A 20,003-nucleotide genomic window follows, 5' to 3' on the forward strand; every position below is an offset into this window, starting at 1 on the left:
ATTATTAAGTTTGTTGCTGCTTTTTATGTTCGACCAGTAATAACGTTGCCATGCCAGCTGCCAGTAGTAAAGGTAAATACCAGTTGGATAAATTGAGCTGACATGTCATCAGGCTAAATAAAATACACCAGATTAGTGGTATTACCACCAATAACCAGCGTTTACCAAAACAGGTGAGTGATAACAAAGCAATTGTCGCCAGTGCTGTGGGGGTAGGCATTAAGCCTACCATAGGAATTTGCCACAGGTTTTGCCCGGTAATTGATGCCGCCAGAATAGGTAACAAAAAGACTGCCGCCAGCATCCAGTATCCCGCTTTGCTTAAACCGTGGGTGAAGGGATTAAAATAGGTAATATGCTCTGCCAGTATGATAAACAGTGCTCCTTCAACAATGAAGGCTCCGGCATACAATTTAGCGAAGGGGGTTATGAGCTGGTAGTAGTTTAGGTGGAAAAACCAGCCAACCCAGAGCCAGCAGCCTGCAAACAAATAGTTAATGGTTTTATGACGTTGTGGTTGGTGCAATAACCATAATATCCAGATCGCAACAATTAATGCACAAATTTGTAAGGGCCAGCTTTGGTGGTTGTAATCAGAAATAAATTGCAGGTAATTATTTACCTTCAGTGTAAATATTTCTGACAGTGGTTTTGTTGTATTTATGCTCACTGTTTGCACTCCATCCTTAAGAGAGGGCCGCTCTAGTGGCGGCGCGGATGCAAACAGCTGTATGATTAATTAAATGTTGTTATCACAGCTGAATGCAAAACATACAAATAGTTAGCAATAAACAGGCCATAAAAAATACAAATATGCGATGTTTGGAGTGTTGTAACTACAGGTTCTGATTCATCAATACGGCTGACGGGCGTTTGGCAAACCTGATTAGATAATACAGTATCAAAACCACGCCACATAACAGCGCATTGGAAGTAAATAGCACGGGACCTGAAGCTGCACTGAGTATGACTCCGCCAAAATAAGGTGCTATTGCAAAACCAATTGAAAACAATGAGGCCGCGCCAAAATAAGCGCCCTTCATATTAGCGGGGGCCAGTCTGTCCACCTGAATATTCATGGTTGGGAATAATATTGCCTCACCCAGTGACATTAAAAATACCGCCGCAATCCATCCCCAAAAAAGGTTAACCGGATTAAATGCCATCATCAGCTGGCCGATGGCCAGTAAAAACATGCCAAATACCACACGTTGATTGAGGCTGTATTTACCCAGTAGTTTCAACAATACAAACTGAAAGCTGATTATGGTTAATGCGTTAGTCAGAATAACGGCACTGACTAATTCCACTAACTGCGGTACACCTGCTTGTGTCAGGTATTGCACTAAGGAAGTATCCATATGTGCATAGATATACAATACCAGTATATTGGCTAACACCAGCAATAGTAGAACCTGATCCTGCGCCATAAGTTTAAAGGTCTGTAGAAAACTAAATGATGTTTTTTTAATGCGCTGGTTTGTGGGGGGCTGTCTGGAAAAACCAATAAATACAGCAGCAGTCAGCAACACAAATACCAGCGCTGTGGCATAAAAAGTTGATTGTTGTGCCGTTAAACCCAGCCACACCCCGGCGAGTGGGCCTAATGCTGCACCGACATTGATGGCAAAATAACGAACTTGCAGGGCAAATTCACGCAGCTCCATTTGTTCGATTGAATCGCTTATTAGTGCTTTGGCCGCAGGATCCCAGATTTCCTTGCTAACAGCACACAACATAATGCACAGCACATATGTTGATAATGCTTCGGCCTGTGCCAGCGCAGTAAACGCTGTTACCGACAGGACGCCAGCTGTCATAAGCATCGATTTACGACCAAATCGATCTGACAGGGTACCGGAATAAAAACCAACAAAAATCGCAATTACCGCAGAGCTGCTGAGGATTAAGCCGATTTGCCACTCGTTTAAATTAAATTTTTGATACAACAAAATAGCCAAAAAAGGCCATACCATTAAAAAGGTACCGCGGGAGCAAAAGACACCAATGATCAGTATCCAGACAAGGGCTGGAAAACGGGTAAGCCAGGCAAATGACACGGGTTTTTCAATCCATTAATAAAGAGATAAGTTTATTAAAAATCAGACCATTTAACTATCAAATGTATTGCATATTCATTGAACTATTTGTGAAGTTATGTCTATGCTTACAAGTGGTTAATTATTAACCTTCTTGCAATCTTAGGTTCTCATTTTGTCGTCAAGGATTGAAATATGACAATAGCTGCAATGGCAAAAGCAAAAGGATATTCGCTTAATACCGTTCACTTTACCACCGCAGATGGAAAACAACTGAATGTAATAAATGTCAGGGCTAAACAGGTACCTGATAAAAGCCCTGTATTATTGGTGCATGGTGCCGGTGTTCGCGCTGATATTTTTTGTGCACCGGTAGAAACCAGTATTGTGGATGCATTACTCGAAGCCGGTTATGACGTCTGGTTAGAAAATTGGCGTGCCAGTATCGATTTTCCAGCTAATGAATGGACGCTCGATCAGGCGGCTGTATTTGACCATCCCGCTGCGGTTAATGTTGTGTGCGAACAAACCGGTGCGCAACAGATAAAAGCGCTGATTCATTGTCAGGGCTCAACCAGTTTTTGTATGTCAGCCGCGGCTGGTTTGGTGCCACAAGTTAATGCCATTGTTAGTAATGCTGTGTCTTTACACCCCATGGTACCGAAGTGGTCAAACTTCAAACTTAGCTATATGTTACCTGTGGTGCGCAAGCTGACCGATTATCTTAATCCCCAATGGGGAAAACATGCACCTACTGCCATGGCAAAAGTCATTTCTGCCATGGTGTCAATGACCCATCACGAGTGTAATAACCCGGTTTGTAAACAAGTCAGCTTTACCTATGGCAGCGGGTTTCCTGCGTTATGGAGCCATGAGAATTTAAATGAAGCAACGCATGATTGGTTACGTGATGAATTTGCTGCAGTACCCCTGCGTTTTTTCACCCAGATTACCGCCAGCATTAAAAAAGGTAATTTGTTGAGTGCGGAAAAATTTGACCAGATCCCCACCGAATTTGGGGTTAAACCTCTGGCCACAAACGCACGATTTAGTTTGTTTGCCGGGCAGGACAATTTGTGTTTTTTGCCCCAGAGTCAGGAAAAAACATTTGAGTATTTATGCCAGACCGACAGTGACCGTCACGCGCTTTTTATTTTAAAGGGGTACGGACATCTGGATGTATTTATGGGGAAACGTGCGGCAGAAGATGTGTTTCCACTGATGATCGAAGAGCTGGATAAAAGCGCCTGACTGAGTCACAGGGAGGAAAAGCATGTTTGGATTGCCAAAGAGAATAAAACGCACCCAGGGTAAATATGCTTTGGTTGACGGTATCCCCTTTAAAATGCCGGTGGATGCGGTGGAATCTCCTGCCTTTATGGCTGTATTCCCCATAGACGCAGAACAAGCTGCCACTTTTTTACCACGTAATGTACATCCACTGAGGCTATGGAAAAAGGCGTTACTGGTGGTCACTGTGATTGATTATCGGCATACCACTATTGGTAAATATGTTGAATACAGCATTGCTATTGCCTGTACTCACGGTAATAAACCTGCGCCACCGCTACTTCCTGCGTTATTGCCGGACGTGTTTAACATGGGGCAGTATGTATTAGATTTACCCGTGTCCTCTGAAATTTCGGTAAAGGGGGGAAAAGGCATTTGGGGAATGCCAAAACATCAGGCCCAGCTTAATTTCAACATAAGCGAAGACAAAGTGAGCAGCCAATATGATCTCGATGGTCAGTTGGTCGCCTATGTGGAAATTGACAAACCTGCAAAGGCACGGCTTCCGGTTAAAATGAAAGCGTCCAACTACTGCAGTTTTCGCGGTATGTTAATGAAGTCGGATATTTTTCTGGATAACAAAGCGGGCATTAACTTATTTTCTAAAGCCAGAGCACGCTTTGTGATTGGAGAGCATCCCCGGTTACAAACATTGAAGCAGCTCAATATTGGTGCGCCTTTAGCTACGGTATTTTTACCCGCCATTCATGGCACACTGGACGACAGAATCGAGAGCTGGTTTTTAGATTTTGACGAATTACCTAAACAAACGCCTGAGGGTATGGAATCGGTGGTGAATTTAGGGTTAGGCGAAAGTTGGCTGCCACCACCCACTGCACCCGTACCAGCTGAGGATGAGCAGTAATGAGTGGAACCAGACCTCAGGGCGCAGCGCTAGCAGATGATAAAGCGAAACGTGCGTTAATTCTGCCGGGAGGTGGCTTGCGTTTGTCGTATGCAGCGGGTGTGGCTAAACGTTTGTTTGAAGGTGGGCTGACATTTGAGTTTATGGACGGTACATCCGGTGGCTCTTTAATCCTGGCGATGCTGTTATCGGGCCTTGATATTGAGGAAATATGTCAGCGTTGGAGCAGCATGCAAATGGCACAAACCCTGGCGTTACCGTCTTTTTCGCAAATAGTGGCTGATGATGGCTTTATCGCAGCTGGCTCAGCATCTGCGTTTCGTCAAAACGTTTTCCCGCATCTTGGTATCAATTTTGAGCGTTTGCGCCAGGCAACCGGTATTAAAGCGAGCTTCAATGTTGGTAACTTCGCCACCAAATGTAATCAGGTTTTTCCCCACCAACACATTACTGAAGATCATCTGGTTGCGGGTATGTCGTTACCCGGTGTTTTTCCGCCTGTCTCTATCAACGGCGAGTTATATATGGATTCGGGGTTTATTCAGGATGCCAATCTTTTGCATACGGTAAAAGCGGGTGCCCGTGAACTTTGGGTTGTGTGGATTATGGGCAATATACCTGAATATCGCACAGGACTTTTAAACTGGTATGTGCAAATGCTGGAGGTCGCGGCTAACGCAGCACTGCACAAAGAATTACTGCAAATTGCAAACATCAACAGTCGCATTGCTGCCGGAGAAACTGTGTATGGACATACTCAGCCTATCCGCTTGCACTTTATTCGTCCCCCTCATCCTTTGCCACTGGATTCTGCGTTGTATACCGGTGAGATTTGTCATGCAGACTTGATTAAACAGGGATACGAGGACACGACCCGTTACATGCTAAACACAACACAGGAGGGGGATCCTTTTGATCCCGCAATAACTAAAATGACAGAACAACATCCGGGAATTCAGTTTAAAGAAACCATGAGTGGTGGTTTTGCACTAGGTACCAGCGATTACAAACAAGGCTGTGATAAAGGTCAGTGGGCAGGCCACGTGCTGGCAATGCATGCTCAGGTCGATATTGACGATATCGATCAGTTTGTCGAAACCGGTAAACATCCGGGACGTTTATCCGGCAGTATTGATTTTGAACCAATGGGCAAGGGAATACCGGCACATAGTGGGGTGTTTAATTTGTTTTATCCCGCTGATAAACCTGGCCTGAAGCTGATGGTGTACGAGCTGGCTTTTACTCATGACGGACAGGACTACTATCTGGCAGGTAAAAAAGAAGTGGAAGACGACACTGGTTTTGATCTTTGGTCGGATACCACCACCTTGTATACCCAACTGCACAAAGGTACCGATAAGTCGGGTGAAGTTGTGGGGGCTGGTATTCTGACTCTTGGCGTTATTGACCTGATCAAACTGGTTTCTACCATGCGAGTTTTACATGCCAAAAACACCCCGGAAAAACTAGCCACCATAGGTAAATTTGGACGGTTTTTTATGGGCGAATTGTGGGATACCTATGCCAAACACGCTTAAGCGGTAATTAAGGAATAAACAAAATTACACAAGGAGATACCTATGGCGTCAACACTGGATCATGAAGCCATCGTCATCGGTAGCGGATTTGGCGGTTCAATCTCTGCCTGCCGTTTAGCAAAAAAATGGCCCGGAAAGGTGTTACTTCTTGAGCGGGGTAAACGCTACCCCATGGGCTCTTTTCCACGCAAGCCTCATGATATGGCAACCAATTTCTGGAACATCAAAAAGGAACTGCGTAAACGCCCCGGACATGTCAGGAATCAAGATATGCATGGCATGTTTGATGTGCGCTTTTATAAACATATGGATGCAGTTGTCTGCGCGGGTTTAGGTGGAGGTTCACTGATCTACGCTAATGTGTTTTTGCAGCCTCCTGATGAAGTATTTGATGAAAACTGGCCTGTGCAATGTAAAAAGCAAGACTTACAACATTATTATCAAACGGCCAGGTCTGTGTTAGGTGCAAGGCCGATCCCCGCCCAAACTGAGCCCGGAAGAAAAGTCGTTCGTACTGACTTATTTAAACAGTTTGCTGAGAGTGAAGGCCGGCAGTCTGAACTGGTGGATATCAATGTATTTTTTGGCAATGATTTTGAAAAACCATTGCCTATTGGTGTACAGCAGCCAAACCGTTATGGTGCTATTCAAACATCCTGTGTTTATTGTGCTGAATGTGATGTGGGCTGCAATACCCACTCTAAAAATACAACCGATCTAAATTACCTTCATGTTGCTGAACATAAATACAAGGCCAGTATAAAAACTGAGCAGATGGTGGAGAAAATCGTGCCATTAAATGCTGATGGACGCGATGATAGCGAAGCTAACGGTGAATTCGGTTATCGGGTGTATTGGTATGATTTAACTGATAATCAGGTGCAATGCAGTGCTACTACCAGGAGGGTGGTGGTGTCTGCTGGTACATTGGGGACCAACGAGATTCTATTACGCTGCCGGGATAGTTTTAAAACGTTGCCACACATTAATCAGCATTTGGGACAGCATTTTTCTGGCAATGGTGACTTTTTATCTTTTGTGATTGATGGCAATAAACCGGCAGACCCCAATTACGGCCCGGTGATTACCCAAAAAACCGATTTTAATCTGTTTAGTGATTTTGATCGCAGCAAAGCTTTTATTTTAGAAGATGCAAGTTACCCCAATTTTGCCGCCTGGTATACCGAGGGTATGAAGCCCGTCTGGGCCAAAATACCGGCACTGTATCGCGGTATTAAACGCTTTATTCAGCGTTTCCTATCGGGCAGGACTAATGGCAGTGTGGCCGACGAATTAAATGAACTACTTAAAGATGATATGTCTTATCGTTCCGCCGTTTTGCTGTGTATGGGGATTGATAATAGTCAGGGACAGTTGACGCTGGACAAACGTGCCAATATCAACATCAACTGGCCGCGGAAACAAAATATGCCTTTATATCAGGCGATTTTGGCTATGGGAGAGCGCTTTAAGCGTTTTGTGGGGGGAAAACACTTTTTCCCGCTGCCGAACTGGTGGTGGCCTAAACGTAGCAATGTCACCGTGCACGCATTAGGGGGATGCCGGTTAGCGGATAATCCAGGCCGGGGGGTGACCAGCGCTGACAGCGATAGCTTTGGTCAGGTTTTTGGTTATCCGGGCTTATATGTAGCAGATGGCTCATTGTTACCCACTGCGGTAGGGGCTAATCCTGTTGCAACGATATCTGCTCTATCTGAGAAGGTTGCCGAAGGGATCACTGGCATTAAGCCAGATCCCAGTGGCGAATTATAAGGACGTAGCTATGGCCTGGTGGCATTCTATTTCTGAAAAGCTTGGTATGAAAAAAACGAAAGCACTGGAGTTGCCTGGCGTGAGGCTGGCAGAGGCTGAACGTGGAAACCGCATGTGTGTGAGTGTCAGTGATATTCATTTGACCGATGGCACCGTCGGATTTCAGAATTTGGGTGAGCATGCCTGGCAACGGTTTTATCAGACGTTATTACAGCGCTGTAAAAGTTATTATGTTGAAGAATTAGTTTTGCTGCTGGATGGCGACATTGTTGATTTGATTCGAAGTAGCCGGTGGGCTGAGCACGGTATTTATCCGTGGCAGCGTGAACAAAGGGACGAATTTTCGGCAGTCGTAACACAGATTATCCACGACATTGTTGAAGTCCAGCATAAATCATTTTTTAGGATGCTGACATCACTGGAAGACAAGTTAAAAGCGGAAGAAGGTTGCAGTATTACAAAGGTTGAGCTGGTTATTACGCTGGGTAATCATGATAAAGAATTGTTGTGTGTGCCAGATGCGCTGGCTTATTTTTATGAAAAAGGCCTTAATCAGCCGCTTAAAGATATATCAGCACAAACCCGGCGTACACTTGGCCAAATGTACGGTGATGAAACGTTATTTCAGTCATTGGAGAGCGCACCTTATTTTGCCTTTTATTATGCTGATTGCGGTTTCCGTTTGTTTAGTACTCATGGTCAATGGCGTGACCCACATAACTCGCTGGCAGTTAAATCCACTTATGATTTGCCTGGCTGGAAAGCAAGTGACGGCTGGAAGTTAGCAAACTGGCAGCAACAGAAATTCGCACCTTTTCTTGAGCCCTGCTTTGGCGATACTGTCGCAGCGGGTTTGTTATCCACTTTTATTTATCGGGTTAAAAAGGCGTTTGCAGAACAACAGTGCAACGAGCCACGTTTAAGCCGGATTATCGATGAACTGGATTTATATCGACCTACCTATGCCGCACTAAGCCGAATCTTGCAGGAAACCAGTAAAATGAAAAAACAAAATCGCGGACGTGAGGCGATTGTGATTATTGAGAAAAACCTGTTTAACGGCATTCGCGAATGGTTAAGTTGGCCTTTTGTATATGAATCTGCAACGCCAGTAATAAAGCTGGCATTAAAAGTAGGTAAATCGATTTTGTTGTATTTACATAAACTCGATAAAGGTATCGAAATTCCGGTATTGCAACGTTGGTTGAAGTTATTGGCTAAAATTGAACGCTTCAGTAATAAGGGGGAAAAGCTTAGTACCATGAAAACTTTTCCTGCCTATTTACCCTGCTATCAACATTATGGCTTTCAGTTGCATATTGAGGGGCATACTCATGTGCCATTACAGGAGCAACCTGCTCTAAATAATCCTCAGCCAGCAACCTATATCAACCTGGGTACCTGGCGAGACCAGATTGTAATGCGTAAACACAGCGGTTACCGCAGGCAAGGAGTGTTGCGGGCGTTATATATACTTGATTTAAAAAATCATACACATACCAAAGAACAACGGCCGCGAAGTTTTGATTATTTTGTTGAGGATGTGGTGAACTGGGGCGACAACAAAGATGCACTTGATAACACTGGGCAACTACAAGCTAAATTTTAATCGACTAAACTTAACTTGCTTATTAAAGTTAAGTTAAATTTGGTATGGGGATTGATGTTAAGTATGCAGCAGCAAACAAGTTTTACCATTCTACTGTTATTGTTGATTAGTGGTTTATGCAACAGCGCCCTGGCTCATGAAGATAAAAATCGTGCGCCAATAGATGTCAGCGATAAACAAGCTATTGTTGCCTTGCACCAACACGCTATCGATTCACTATTGCATTCTGAATTAGTGATTGAGTGTATTAAAAATCATGCTCAGTCAAATTTGCAGTTAGCCGATTTACTGACAATTAACAGCCAATGGCCACGTCAACCTCAGGTGGTAAAAGCAGTGCTGGAAAATCCTTGTGCGCAACGATTTAAACAACTGGTTAATCAAAGTGATTTGAAGATAGTTGAGATCTTACTGACAGATTCTTTGGGAGGGTTGATTGCTGCAACCCCGATGCCTAGCGATTTTTGGCAGGCGGACGAAGAAAAATTTATTGAGCCTGTGGTGACTAAAAGCCAGTTTGTTAGTGATGAGGACTGGGATGCCAGTACTGCCACTTATTCCTTTTTTATCGCTAATCCTTTGATCGTAGAGGGTAAACTTGAGGCGGTGTTAGTGACGGGTATTAATGTCACTGCAGAATATCTTAATAAACTATCGATGGAAGAATTACTCTACATCAAAGTCAAACCAGCTGACGGGGAGACCGACAGCCAGTCACAATGATTATTAATTACGCTGGCACCAGTGTTTTTGCGTAAGCAAAAACCGCTGGTGCACCACCAGTATGCCAAAACAGGACATTGTCATCCTTACTGAATTTTCCCTGGCGGATCATATCTATCAGGGCGCCCATGGCACGACCAGTATAGACGGGATCTAAAATAATCCCTTCGGTTTGTGCCAGAGATGATAATGCGTGTTTATCCAGTTGATTAATCACGCCGTAACCGTCGGCTATATAATCGTGATTGAGCTTAATTTCAGGTACTGGGGCATCTATGCTTAATGCTGCAAGTGTTTCCGTGCACAAGGTTTCAATCACGCGTTCCAAAGGCGTGTCTGAAGATTGCTTATCGTTGTTAATACCCATTACATTGATATTGAGATCAAGCAGTTGGTTGCCCAGGGCTAAACCTGCGTGTGTACCGCCCGAGCTGGAAGCAAATACAATATGATCCATCTTTAAATTTGCTGTTTCCAGCTGGCTTTTTAACTCACCCATAGCATTGATATACGCCATCGCACCGAAACAATTTGAACCACCATATGGCACCACAAAAGGCCGTTTTCCCTGTTGCTTTAAGGACTCTACTAAGGCAGGTATATCTTCACCTTTGCGATTATTACCTGCAAAATGGAGGTGCGCACCTAACATGGTATCCAACAGAATATTACCATTAATGTCGGCAGGCTTTTCACCGCCCAGTATCAGATGGCATTCCAACCCCAGTCTGGCTGCAGCTGCCGCCGTTTGACGACAATGATTTGATTGACTGGCGCCAGCGGTGATAACACAGTCAGCCTGCCCGGCTAACGCTTGTGCCAGAATAAATTCCAGCTTGCGGGTTTTGTTACCGCCTAACGCGAGGCCGGTTTGATCATCACGCTTAATATAAATTGCAGGGCCACCCAATTTCTCACTTAATTGAGTCAGAGGATGTAGTGGAGTCGGTAAAAATGCCAAATCCACTTTTTTAGCCAGGGTGATTGTCATAATAGAGCTACTCAGTTTATTTGTTTTTTAGGTTTATACTCACTTACCTTGTACCCTTTATTTTCCAGGGTTTTAATCAGGCCGTCCTGGCCAGCTAAATGCAATGCACCAACCAGTATCAATTCGGTAGGTACTGTTGTTAGCATTTGCTCCAGATGAGGTAACCATGCCAGATTACGTTGAAAAATAAGCTGTTGGTAGATATTTGGGAAGTCTTGTTGCATGGGCGTTAAAGAATCTTTCGCCATTTGCACATAGTTACCACTGCGCCAGTTTTGTCGCATTTGCTGCAGTTGTGGCGCAAACTGCTTCAGGTCTTGTAAAGTGTATTGGATGTATTTATCTTCTTCACCTGCTCCGAGTGAAGCAAGATAGTTAAGTTGCTGTTCCGGACTTTCGAAATACACATGCTGCTTTTTATCCCTGACAGAGCGGGTATAGAAGTACTGATCAACGCCTTCGCCACTGTATCCCAGCTTTTTAAGCTCGGTTAAACTCAGCAATACACCCATCAGGCTGGGTTTAAAGTGGTTTAACTGTTCAATATTCAGCTGCCTTTCTTGTAAATAGTCAATCAGGTTCTTGCGTGTATTAGCACTCAGTTTATCCGTTAATTTTGTGCCATTTTCGTAGGTAAGCAATTGCATACTTTTTTGCTGAAACTCAGTGGTTTGCAATTGAGACATATCTGTTTCGAAAGCAATAATGTCTGCTTGTAGGTAAGCCTGCTCAAAGGGGGCGGGTAAGGGAAAATCACTTTTAGTCAGAACATGCATGGTACCCGCTAAAAACAGGTGGTGGTTGCCTTTGCTAACTTGCCAGACTGGCGAATTGGCTAATGCTGGAAAAGTAATCTGCAGGCAGATTAAGCAGAAGACTGTCCGTTTCCATCGTGTGTTCATCTAATGTCCCTGAACGCAAAAACCAACAGTCTACCGTTTTTACCGCATGCCTGTAAGCATTTGATGTATTTTTACTACTGGCGAAGTGGAGAAATAGTCAGTTCAACACGTCTGTTTTGCTGACGTCCCGTCTCATTCATATTGGATGCTACTGGCATGGATTCACCAAAGCCCTGAGTGGTAATACGCCGATTATCAACGTTGTGTTGTACCAGATAATTTTTCACACTGTTTGCCCGGTTTAAGGATAATTGCTGATTGTCGCTATCTTTGCCTACGCTGTCTGTATGGCCACTTATATGCAATATGGTTTTGGGGTAACGATTTAAGACCGTTATCACATCATCCAAAATAGGATTGAAGTTGGGTTGAATATTGGCACTTCCGCTGGCAAAGGTAATGTTGCCGGGCATAATTAATTGCAGATTATCACCCTGACGTTTGACTTCTATGCCGGTATCGGCCAGTTCACGATTGAATTCCTCTTCCTGTTTATCCATGTAAGTACCAATTGCGGAACCCGCCAATGCACCAACAGCAGCGCCCCATACATAACGGCTTTTAGCGTTATCACCGGTTGCTTTACCTAAAACTGCACCTACAACGGCTCCAATACCGGCGCCTTTTTGTGCATTAGAACTATTAGCCGCACAACCGCTAATACCTATTGCGGCTGATAACATAAGGATGGTGAGCTTTTTCATATTACCTCCACAGCAAAAAATGAGATAACTGATTAACTCCATTTAATTCAGTTGTTTATATGATCCGTATGCTAAATACCCAACACTGAACCCTGTCTGAATTAAAACGAGTGGTATGGCTACCACTCGTTTTATTGGCCTAACTGATGTTATTGTCGCCAGGCCGGAATTGACTGTTCGTAGTTATCGATATGCGCACCGAGTTCCAAAGTCTGACCGATGGCATCCAGCCCTTTAATCAGCGAATTTTTATGTGCCGGATCAATATCGAACTGGAATGTTAATTCCTCACAGCTCACACTTTGTGCTGATAGATTGATATCAATACAGACGTCTGCGTTTGCCTGCACTTTTTTAAATAACGCCTCAACTTGTTCATCCGTTAAACGGATGGGCAATAACTGATTATTAATGCTGTTAGCATAAAAAATATCAGCAAAGCTGGGAGCAATAATCGCTTTAAAACCATAATCAGTCAGCGACCAGGGCGCATGTTCACGGCTTGAACCACAACCGAAGTTTTGGCGGGTTAATAAAATACTCGCTGTTTTATGTTGTGGTTTGTTTAACACAAAATCCGGATTGGGTACCGATTCATGTTGATCCAGGTAGCGCCAGTCGTGAAATAAGTGTTTGCCGTAACCACTACGTGTAACGGCGGTCAAAAACTGCTTGGGGATAATTTGGTCAGTGTCCACATTGGCCTGATCCAAAGGTACGGCTGTGCCGCTATGTAAATCGATACCAGACATCAGGCTACTCCCTGTAATTGGCGAACATCAACAAAATGACCGTGTAAGGCAGCGGCAGCGGCCATGGCCGGGCTTACCAAATGAGTACGCGCTCCGCGGCCCTGACGGCCTTCAAAGTTGCGGTTGCTGGTGGATGCACAGCGGTCACCTTCCTGCAAAATATCGTCATTCATTCCCAAACACATAGAACAGCCGGGTAAACGCCATTCAAAACCAGCATCAATAAAGATTTTATCCAACCCTTCCTGTTCGGCTTGTTGTTTAACCTGAGCAGAGCCGGGCACCACAATCGCCGTCACGCTTTGTGCTACCTTACCTAACCTGGCGACAACCGCTGCCGCACGTAAATCTTCAATCCGGCTGTTGGTACATGAACCGATAAATACGTGATTAACATTTAGTTCGCTGAGTTGTTGCCCTGCCTGAATTCCCATGTATTTTAACGCTTTATCGCAAGATACTTTTTCTACGTCATTAGGCATACTTTCAGGTGCAGGAACAGGTTCATCTACCGCTATTACCTGACCAGGGTTGGTACCCCAGGTCACCTGTGGTTTGATCTCTTCGGCTGTTAAATAGACTTCGGTGTCAAATTTGGCTTCAGCATCAGATGTAAGCGTTTTCCAGTATTCAACTGCGGCATCCCAATCCGCACCTTTTGGGGCAAATTCGCGGTCTTTTAGGTATTCGATAGTGGTTTGGTCTGGCGCAATTAATCCTGCTTTGGCACCGGCTTCTATGGTCATATTGCAGATGGTCATGCGCTCTTCCATGCTGGTGGCTTCAATGGCACTACCGCAATATTCAATCACGTGACCGGTTGCGCCAGCGTGACCAATTTTACCGATGATCGCTAAGATAATATCTTTAGCAGTTACACCTAAACCCAGCTTGCCATCCACCTGAACTTTCATGCTTTTGGCTTTGCCCTGTTTTAAGGTTTGGCTGGCAAATACATGTTCTACCTGAGATGTACCGATACCAAAGGCTAGCGCACCAAATGCACCGTGGGTGGCCGTATGTGAATCACCGCAAACCACTGTCATACCAGGCTGAATTAACCCCAGTTCAGGGCCAATAACATGCACTATGCCTTGTTTTTGGTGACCAACCGGATACAGCTGAATGCCATTTTCTTCACAGTTTTGTGCCAGCGTACGCAATTGCAGCGCATTGGTGGGACCACAGGCATCAATCGCTAGCGAGCGGGTAGAAATACTGTGATCCATAGTGGCAAAGGTTTTATCCGGACGACGTACTTTGCGGTTTTTTTCTTTTAATCCGGCAAATGCCTGAGGTGAGGTCACCTCGTGGATCAGATGACGATCGATATAAATCAAACAATCATCACCATCCTGATGCACTAAATGTGCTTCCCACACTTTTTCGTATAAATTCTTAGCCATTAGTGAGCTTCCTGAATTAATTTCACAATGTGATCCCCAACGTCAGATGTTGAGCAAGGGGCGGTGCCACTTTGTTTGTCGATAAGTTCCGCGGTCAGTTTGCCGTCAGCCAGCGTTTGCAGTACAGCCTGTTCAATGGCATCGGCAGCGTTAGCCTGTTTTAAGCTGTAACGCAGCAACATCGCCGCCGATAGTATTTGCGCAATCGGATTAGCAATGCCTTTACCGGCGATATCGGGTGCAGAACCACCAGCCGGTTCGTATAAACCAAATCCCTGCTGATTAATACTGGCTGATGGCAGTAAACCCATAGAACCGGTGATCATTGCACATTCATCACTGATGATGTCACCAAACAGGTTCGAGCATAACATCACGTCAAAACTGTCCGGATAACGCAAAAGCTGCATGGTAGCGTTATCGATATAAATATGCTCCAGGGCGACATCCGGGTAATCTGTAGCGACTTCTTCAACCACTTCGCGCCATAAGCGACTGCAAACTAAAACATTGGCTTTGTCTACCGAGGTGACTTTTTTACGACGCCCACGTGCTGCTTCAAATGCCGAAATCGCGATACGGCGAATTTCAGCTTTGCTATAACGCATGGTATCAAAAGCAAATTGCTGTTCGCCTTCACCTTCAAGCCCTTTAGGCTGACCAAAATAGATACCACTGGTCAGCTCGCGTACGACCACAACATCAAAACCCTGTGCTGCGATATCCGCACGCAATGGTGACAGGTGCTCCATGCCCGGATAAATACGCGCAGGACGTAAATTGCCAAATAAATCAAAATGCTCACGCAATTTTAATAACGCTGCCCGCTCCGGGCGTTGCTCCAGTGGCAATTTATCCCATTTAGGGCCACCAATAGAGCCAAATAAAATGGCATCTGCGTTTTCACACCCTTGTAGCGTGGCGGGTGGTAATGCCTGTCCATGATTGTCGATGGCACAACCACCAACATCGTATTGTTCAAGCTTAAATTTCAAAGAAAACTTATCTGCCACTACATCCAGCACTCTTAGTGCCTGTTGCATGACTTCCGGTCCAATGCCGTCGCCGGCCAGTACCGCTATGTTATATTCAGACATTTATATCCCAACTATCTTCTGTTGCTGTTTGTGCTGATCAATCTGGTCAGCCATATGAGTATTATTCAGTACATAAATCAAGGCTTTAACCCCTGCTTCGACAATGTCAGTCGCAAGGCCAATACCATTAAATCTGCGGCCACGATATTCTACGACTACACTAACCTGCGCCAGTGCATCGGCACCTTCACCTTTTGAATCCAGTTTAAAATCAACTATGTCAATTTCTGCAATGCCGGTTGCTTTAATAATGGCGTTGTAAGCTGCGTCTACCGGACCATTACCAATGGCGGTTTCGGTGGCCTGAGTATCGCCCATGGCGATTTTGACTGTGGCGCTTGGAATAATGTTTTTACCTGAGTTGGCTTGCAGATATTCCAGTTTGTAGAAGGCTTGCTGGTGTTTTTGCTGATCAAAAAACACCAGGGCTTCCAAATCATAATCAAAGACCTGACCTTTTTTATCAGCAAGGGTTAAGAAGTTACTGTACAGCGCATCCAGATCGTAATCACTTTCTTTGTAACCCAACTCCATCATGCGGTGCTTAATCACATGACGACCAGAACGCGAGGTCATGTTCAGATTGTTTTTGTTAATACCGACACTTTCCGGTGTCATGATCTCATAGGTATTTTGTGATTTTAAAATGCCATCCTGATGAATACCTGAGGAATGGCTAAAGGCATTAGCTCCCACAATCGCTTTGTTGGCTTGCACTGGCATGTTACACAGTTGGCTGACCAGTTTAGAGGTACGTGAAATTTCCTGACTCCTGATGCCGGTTTTTAACCCCAACATGGCTTCACGCGTTTGTAAAATCATCGCCACTTCTTCTAACGAGCAGTTGCCAGCACGTTCACCTAAACCATTTATAGTACATTCGATTTGCCTCGCACCTTGCTGAACTGCGGAAATTGAGTTGGCTACCGCTAACCCTAAATCGTTATGGCAGTGTACAGAGATAACCGCTTTGTCGATGTTGGGCACTCGATTAAACAAGGTCTGAATGATGCCGCCAAACTCAGTAGGTATGGTATAACCCACCGTGTCCGGAATATTGACTGTGGTCGCACCTGCGTTGATTGCAGATTCAACCATTTTGCATAAATAGTCGATATTGGTGCGCCCGGCATCTTCACAGGAAAACTCAACATCATCGGTATAACGTCTGGCATGTTTCACTGCAGCAACGGCCATTTCGACCACTTCATCCTGCGACTTACGTAATTTTGCGCCTACATGAATTTCAGACGTTGCAATAAAGGTATGGATACGGAAATGATCGGTTACTTTTAGCGCTTCGCCACAAGCATCGATATCGGCTTTGACAGCACGCGATAATCCGCAAACCGTCGAATTTTTTACCTGGCGTGCAATCTCCTGTACCGACTGAAAATCACCTGGCGATGAAACAGGAAAACCGGCTTCAATAACATCCACACCCAAACGCTCGAGGGCGAGGGCGATCTGCAGTTTTTCTTTGATGGTCAGGCTTGCTGGTAGCGCTTGTTCGCCGTCCCGCAAGGTGGTGTCAAATATCAAAACGCGATCTGTCATTGTATTACCCTCATGGTTGCTATTGATGGTTTATTGTTCCTGCTTAAAACCACGACTTACTAAAAAATTTAAAAAAAAAACCCGTGCTTGGCACGGGTTTCTTGTAATCTGGCTGTTTGCTACAAATACAACCTACCCGCGCAGTCTTGCTGCCAGAAGTAGTAGGAGGTTAAGGAGCAGGTTGTTTTTCATGTCTTAAGTTCGTATTAACAGCAAATTGAATAAATCTTATCTATTAGTAGCCTTTATACTGCGCATCGTCAACAATAAATTAGTTTATCGGTATATATTTATTTGGAATGGTAAAATTCATTTCGTTTTACTAGCTGGTTTTGAATAAATATGCATTTTGTGTTTTTGGCGGTTTTTTAGCTTAAAGACGCGAATCACTGTTGTAGGAGACATAGTTGTAATGCAGATCTGGGTTGACGCGGACGCTTGTCCCAGCGTGATAAAAGATATTATTTTTCGCGCCGCAGAGCGCACCAAAGTGCAGGTTATTCTGGTGGCCAATCATTTTATGCGCACACCCGCCAGTAAATACGTACGTTTGATTCAGGTTTCCTCTGGGTTTGATGTGGCAGATAACGAAATCGTGCAACGTGTTACTGAACAGGATTTAGTGGTAACGGCGGATATCCCACTAGCGGCCGAAGTGATAGAAAAGGGCGCACTGGCGCTCAATCCCAGAGGCGAATTGTATACCAAGTCCACAGTGCGGAGCCGGCTTAATATGCGTGATTTTATGGATACCATGCGCGCCAGTGGTGTGCAGACGGGAGGACCTCCACCGCTATCTCAACAGGAACGTCAGCAATTTGCCAATGAACTGGATAAATGGCTAACCGCTGGGCATAAAGCCAGCTAGGTTTATCAACGTTGAGGTGAACTAACCGGCTTAACAGCCAATCGCCACTGGTCAAATGCAGCACAAAATCGTAGAATTGGCGGTCTTAAAATTTAAGTAAAAACAACTGAAAATCAGTCAAAGAGCATATTTCCCATGGGTAGAAGTTACGAAGTGCGTAAGGCCTCAATGGCCAAAACACAAGGCGCAAAAACCAAGGTTTATTCTAAATACGGTAAAGAAATCTATGTAGTGGCAAAAAGCGGTGGTACTGACCCCGATGCTAACTTGTCGTTACGTCGTTTAATGGATAAAGCCAAAAAAGATCAGGTTCCTTCTCACGTTATTGAACGTGCCATTGAAAAAGCCAGTGGTGGTGGTGGTGAAGATTACGCAACCGCGCGTTACGAAGGTTACGGCCCAGGTGGATGTATGGTTATCGTTGACTGCTTAACCGATAATAACAATCGTACCATTACTGATGTGCGTAACTGCTTCACCAAAACCGGCGCCAAAATTGGTGCGCAAGGCGCGGTATCACATATGTTTGATCATCTGGCTATTTTTGCCTTTGCCGGTGATGACGAAGATGAAGTACTTGAAGTACTAATGATGGCTGATGCCGACGTGACCGACATTGAATGTGAAGACGGCAAAATTACTGTATTTGCACCTCATACCGAGTTTTTCAAAGTAAAAACTGCGTTAACGGAAAATAATCCTGATATTCAGTTTGATGTGGAAGAAATTACCTTTGTTCCTCAAACCATGACCACAGTCAGCGACGAAGACTTACCTAACTTCGAAAAGTTTTTGTCAATGCTGGAAGATTGTGATGACGTGCAAAACGTATATCACAACGTTGAGTAATCGGGTGAATTAATTAGCCGATGAAATACATAAATAATCCGGGGTTAAATTCCGAAGCACAACAAAAAATTGGGGTGCTTATTACTAATTTAGGTACGCCTGATGCGCCAAGCAAAAAGGCGTTAAAGCCCTATTTGAAGGAATTTTTATCTGACCCACGTGTTGTGGAAGTTCCCCGGGTTATTTGGTCTTTAATTCTTAATCTGGTGATATTGCAAATTCGTCCCGCAAGATCGGCTGAAGCCTATCAGGGCGTGTGGACAGAGCGTGGCTCTCCGTTATTGTTTCATACTGAAGATCAGGCCATTGCGCTGCAACACCAGCTTTCAGCACAAAATATTGAGGTTGCGTATGCCATGCGCTACGGCAACCCCAATATCGAAAGTGCCATTGATGAATTGATTGCCAAAGGTGTGGGTAAGTTATTGGTATTTCCACTATACCCGCAATATTGTGCGGCCACCTCGGCATCTACTTTTGATGCTATTGCGAGCTGTTTTCAGCGCCGTCGCTGGTTTCCAGAATTGCGTTTTATCAATCAGTATTATCAGTTTGATGATTACATCAGCACTTTAGCTAATCATATTAAATCTTTTTGGGATGTGTCGGGTAAGCCACAAAAGTTGATTTTTTCGTATCATGGGGTGCCGCAAAAATACGTGGATAAAGGCGATCCTTATCAGCAGCAATGCTTTGCAACCTCTGAGAGGGTGGCCAAGCTGTTAGGCTTAAAGCCGGAACAATATATGAGTTGTTTCCAGTCACGTTTTGGCCGTGAGCCCTGGTTGCAACCCTATACTGATGAAACCTTAAAATCTTTGCCAAAACAGGGTGTAACTTCAGTCCAGGTTGTGTGCCCGGGATTCTCTGCTGATTGCCTTGAAACCATTGAAGAAATTGGTATGGAAAACCGTGACTACTTTTTAGAAGCTGGTGGCAACAACTACCAGTACATTCCTGCACTTAATGCTCAGCCAGAGCACATAAAAACACTTAAGAAAATTGTGGAATTAAACATTCAGGGCTGGTAAAAATCAGGT

Annotated in this window: 18 protein-coding genes; 9 read left to right on the plus strand and 9 right to left on the minus strand. The window is 44.5% G+C overall.

All coding sequences use genetic code 11. From position 1 onward, the window contains the following. Nucleotides 1–4 precede the first annotated feature (4 nt). Both H8B19_RS05600 and H8B19_RS05605 read right to left on the minus strand, forming a co-directional pair. Nucleotides 5–670 carry a DUF6064 family protein gene (locus H8B19_RS05600; protein ID WP_186505814.1) on the minus strand — a complete coding sequence of 222 codons (666 nt, stop codon included), beginning with the start codon at nucleotides 668–670 and terminating at the stop codon, nucleotides 5–7. A 166-nt stretch (nucleotides 671–836) separates the two neighbouring features. Beyond that, nucleotides 837–2,060, minus strand: a complete 1,224-nt coding sequence (locus tag H8B19_RS05605; RefSeq protein ID WP_186505815.1) for an MFS transporter — start codon at nucleotides 2,058–2,060, stop codon at nucleotides 837–839. A gap of 174 nt (nucleotides 2,061–2,234) precedes the next feature. Here H8B19_RS05605 and H8B19_RS05610 point away from each other — a divergent pair, with 174 nt between their 5' ends. The 6 genes from H8B19_RS05610 (at nucleotide 2,235) to H8B19_RS05635 (ending at nucleotide 9,837) form a co-directional block, all read left to right on the plus strand. Further along, nucleotides 2,235–3,290 carry an alpha/beta fold hydrolase gene (locus tag H8B19_RS05610; protein ID WP_206683162.1) on the plus strand — a complete coding sequence of 352 codons (1,056 nt, stop codon included), beginning with the start codon at nucleotides 2,235–2,237 and terminating at the stop codon, nucleotides 3,288–3,290. A 22-nt stretch (nucleotides 3,291–3,312) separates the two neighbouring features. Further along, the gene (locus H8B19_RS05615; protein WP_186505816.1) at nucleotides 3,313–4,194 is read left to right on the plus strand and encodes an acetoacetate decarboxylase family protein; all 882 of its coding nucleotides are present in this window, start codon (nucleotides 3,313–3,315) and stop codon (nucleotides 4,192–4,194) included. After that, nucleotides 4,194–5,732, plus strand: coding sequence for a patatin-like phospholipase family protein (locus H8B19_RS05620; protein WP_186505817.1), 1,539 nt, complete (start codon nucleotides 4,194–4,196; stop codon nucleotides 5,730–5,732). Before H8B19_RS05615 ends, H8B19_RS05620 begins: the two co-directional genes overlap by 1 nt. 42 nt (nucleotides 5,733–5,774) lie before the next feature. Continuing rightward, entirely contained in the window at nucleotides 5,775–7,505 is a 1,731-nt protein-coding gene (locus H8B19_RS05625; RefSeq protein WP_186505818.1) for a GMC oxidoreductase, read from the plus strand. 10 nt (nucleotides 7,506–7,515) lie between these two features. Further along, a complete protein-coding gene (locus tag H8B19_RS05630) occupies nucleotides 7,516–9,114 on the plus strand; it encodes a hypothetical protein (RefSeq protein WP_186505819.1) in 1,599 nt (532 codons plus the stop codon). 63 nt (nucleotides 9,115–9,177) lie between these two features. Beyond that, nucleotides 9,178–9,837, plus strand: a complete 660-nt coding sequence (locus H8B19_RS05635; protein ID WP_186505820.1) for a hypothetical protein — start codon at nucleotides 9,178–9,180, stop codon at nucleotides 9,835–9,837. 7 nt (nucleotides 9,838–9,844) lie between these two features. On the opposite strand, the gene H8B19_RS05640 is transcribed toward H8B19_RS05635, so the two are convergent. The 7 genes from H8B19_RS05640 to leuA form a co-directional block, all read right to left on the minus strand. Beyond that, nucleotides 9,845–10,828, minus strand: coding sequence for a D-cysteine desulfhydrase family protein (locus tag H8B19_RS05640; protein WP_186505821.1), 984 nt, complete (start codon nucleotides 10,826–10,828; stop codon nucleotides 9,845–9,847). A gap of 11 nt (nucleotides 10,829–10,839) precedes the next feature. Next, the gene (locus tag H8B19_RS05645) at nucleotides 10,840–11,730 is read right to left on the minus strand and encodes a TraB/GumN family protein (protein ID WP_186505822.1); all 891 of its coding nucleotides are present in this window, start codon (nucleotides 11,728–11,730) and stop codon (nucleotides 10,840–10,842) included. Nucleotides 11,731–11,804: 74 nt separating this feature from the next. Beyond that, nucleotides 11,805–12,434 (minus strand): YiaD family glycine zipper/OmpA-like lipoprotein, encoded by a 630-nt coding sequence (locus tag H8B19_RS05650; protein WP_186505823.1) that lies wholly within the window; start codon nucleotides 12,432–12,434, stop codon nucleotides 11,805–11,807. Nucleotides 12,435–12,583: 149 nt separating this feature from the next. Further along, the gene (leuD, locus tag H8B19_RS05655; protein WP_186505824.1) at nucleotides 12,584–13,186 is read right to left on the minus strand and encodes a 3-isopropylmalate dehydratase small subunit; all 603 of its coding nucleotides are present in this window, start codon (nucleotides 13,184–13,186) and stop codon (nucleotides 12,584–12,586) included. Further along, nucleotides 13,186–14,592: a 3-isopropylmalate dehydratase large subunit gene (leuC, locus tag H8B19_RS05660; RefSeq protein ID WP_186505825.1), complete on the minus strand. Its 1,407-nt coding sequence runs from the start codon at nucleotides 14,590–14,592 to the stop codon at nucleotides 13,186–13,188. The genes leuD and leuC overlap by 1 nt, the downstream gene beginning before the upstream one ends. Beyond that, nucleotides 14,592–15,689 carry a 3-isopropylmalate dehydrogenase gene (gene leuB / locus H8B19_RS05665; protein WP_186505826.1) on the minus strand — a complete coding sequence of 366 codons (1,098 nt, stop codon included), beginning with the start codon at nucleotides 15,687–15,689 and terminating at the stop codon, nucleotides 14,592–14,594. The genes leuC and leuB overlap by 1 nt, the downstream gene beginning before the upstream one ends. After that, on the minus strand, nucleotides 15,690–17,246 hold the full coding sequence (leuA, locus tag H8B19_RS05670) for a 2-isopropylmalate synthase (RefSeq protein ID WP_186505827.1): 1,557 nt from the start codon (nucleotides 17,244–17,246) through the stop codon (nucleotides 15,690–15,692). Between the two features lie 412 nt (nucleotides 17,247–17,658). On the opposite strand from leuA, the gene H8B19_RS05675 reads away from it, so the two are divergent. From H8B19_RS05675 to hemH, 3 genes are all read left to right on the plus strand, one after another. Continuing rightward, nucleotides 17,659–18,114: a YaiI/YqxD family protein gene (locus H8B19_RS05675; RefSeq protein WP_186505828.1), complete on the plus strand. Its 456-nt coding sequence runs from the start codon at nucleotides 17,659–17,661 to the stop codon at nucleotides 18,112–18,114. A 135-nt stretch (nucleotides 18,115–18,249) separates the two neighbouring features. Then, nucleotides 18,250–18,963: a YebC/PmpR family DNA-binding transcriptional regulator gene (locus H8B19_RS05680; RefSeq protein ID WP_186505829.1), complete on the plus strand. Its 714-nt coding sequence runs from the start codon at nucleotides 18,250–18,252 to the stop codon at nucleotides 18,961–18,963. Between the two features lie 20 nt (nucleotides 18,964–18,983). Further along, nucleotides 18,984–19,994, plus strand: coding sequence for a ferrochelatase (hemH, locus tag H8B19_RS05685; RefSeq protein ID WP_186505830.1), 1,011 nt, complete (start codon nucleotides 18,984–18,986; stop codon nucleotides 19,992–19,994). The last annotated feature ends 9 nt before the right edge of the window (nucleotides 19,995–20,003 follow it).

This window comes from Neptunicella marina (assembly GCF_014270035.1).
Taxonomy (GTDB): domain Bacteria; phylum Pseudomonadota; class Gammaproteobacteria; order Enterobacterales; family Alteromonadaceae; genus Neptunicella; species Neptunicella marina.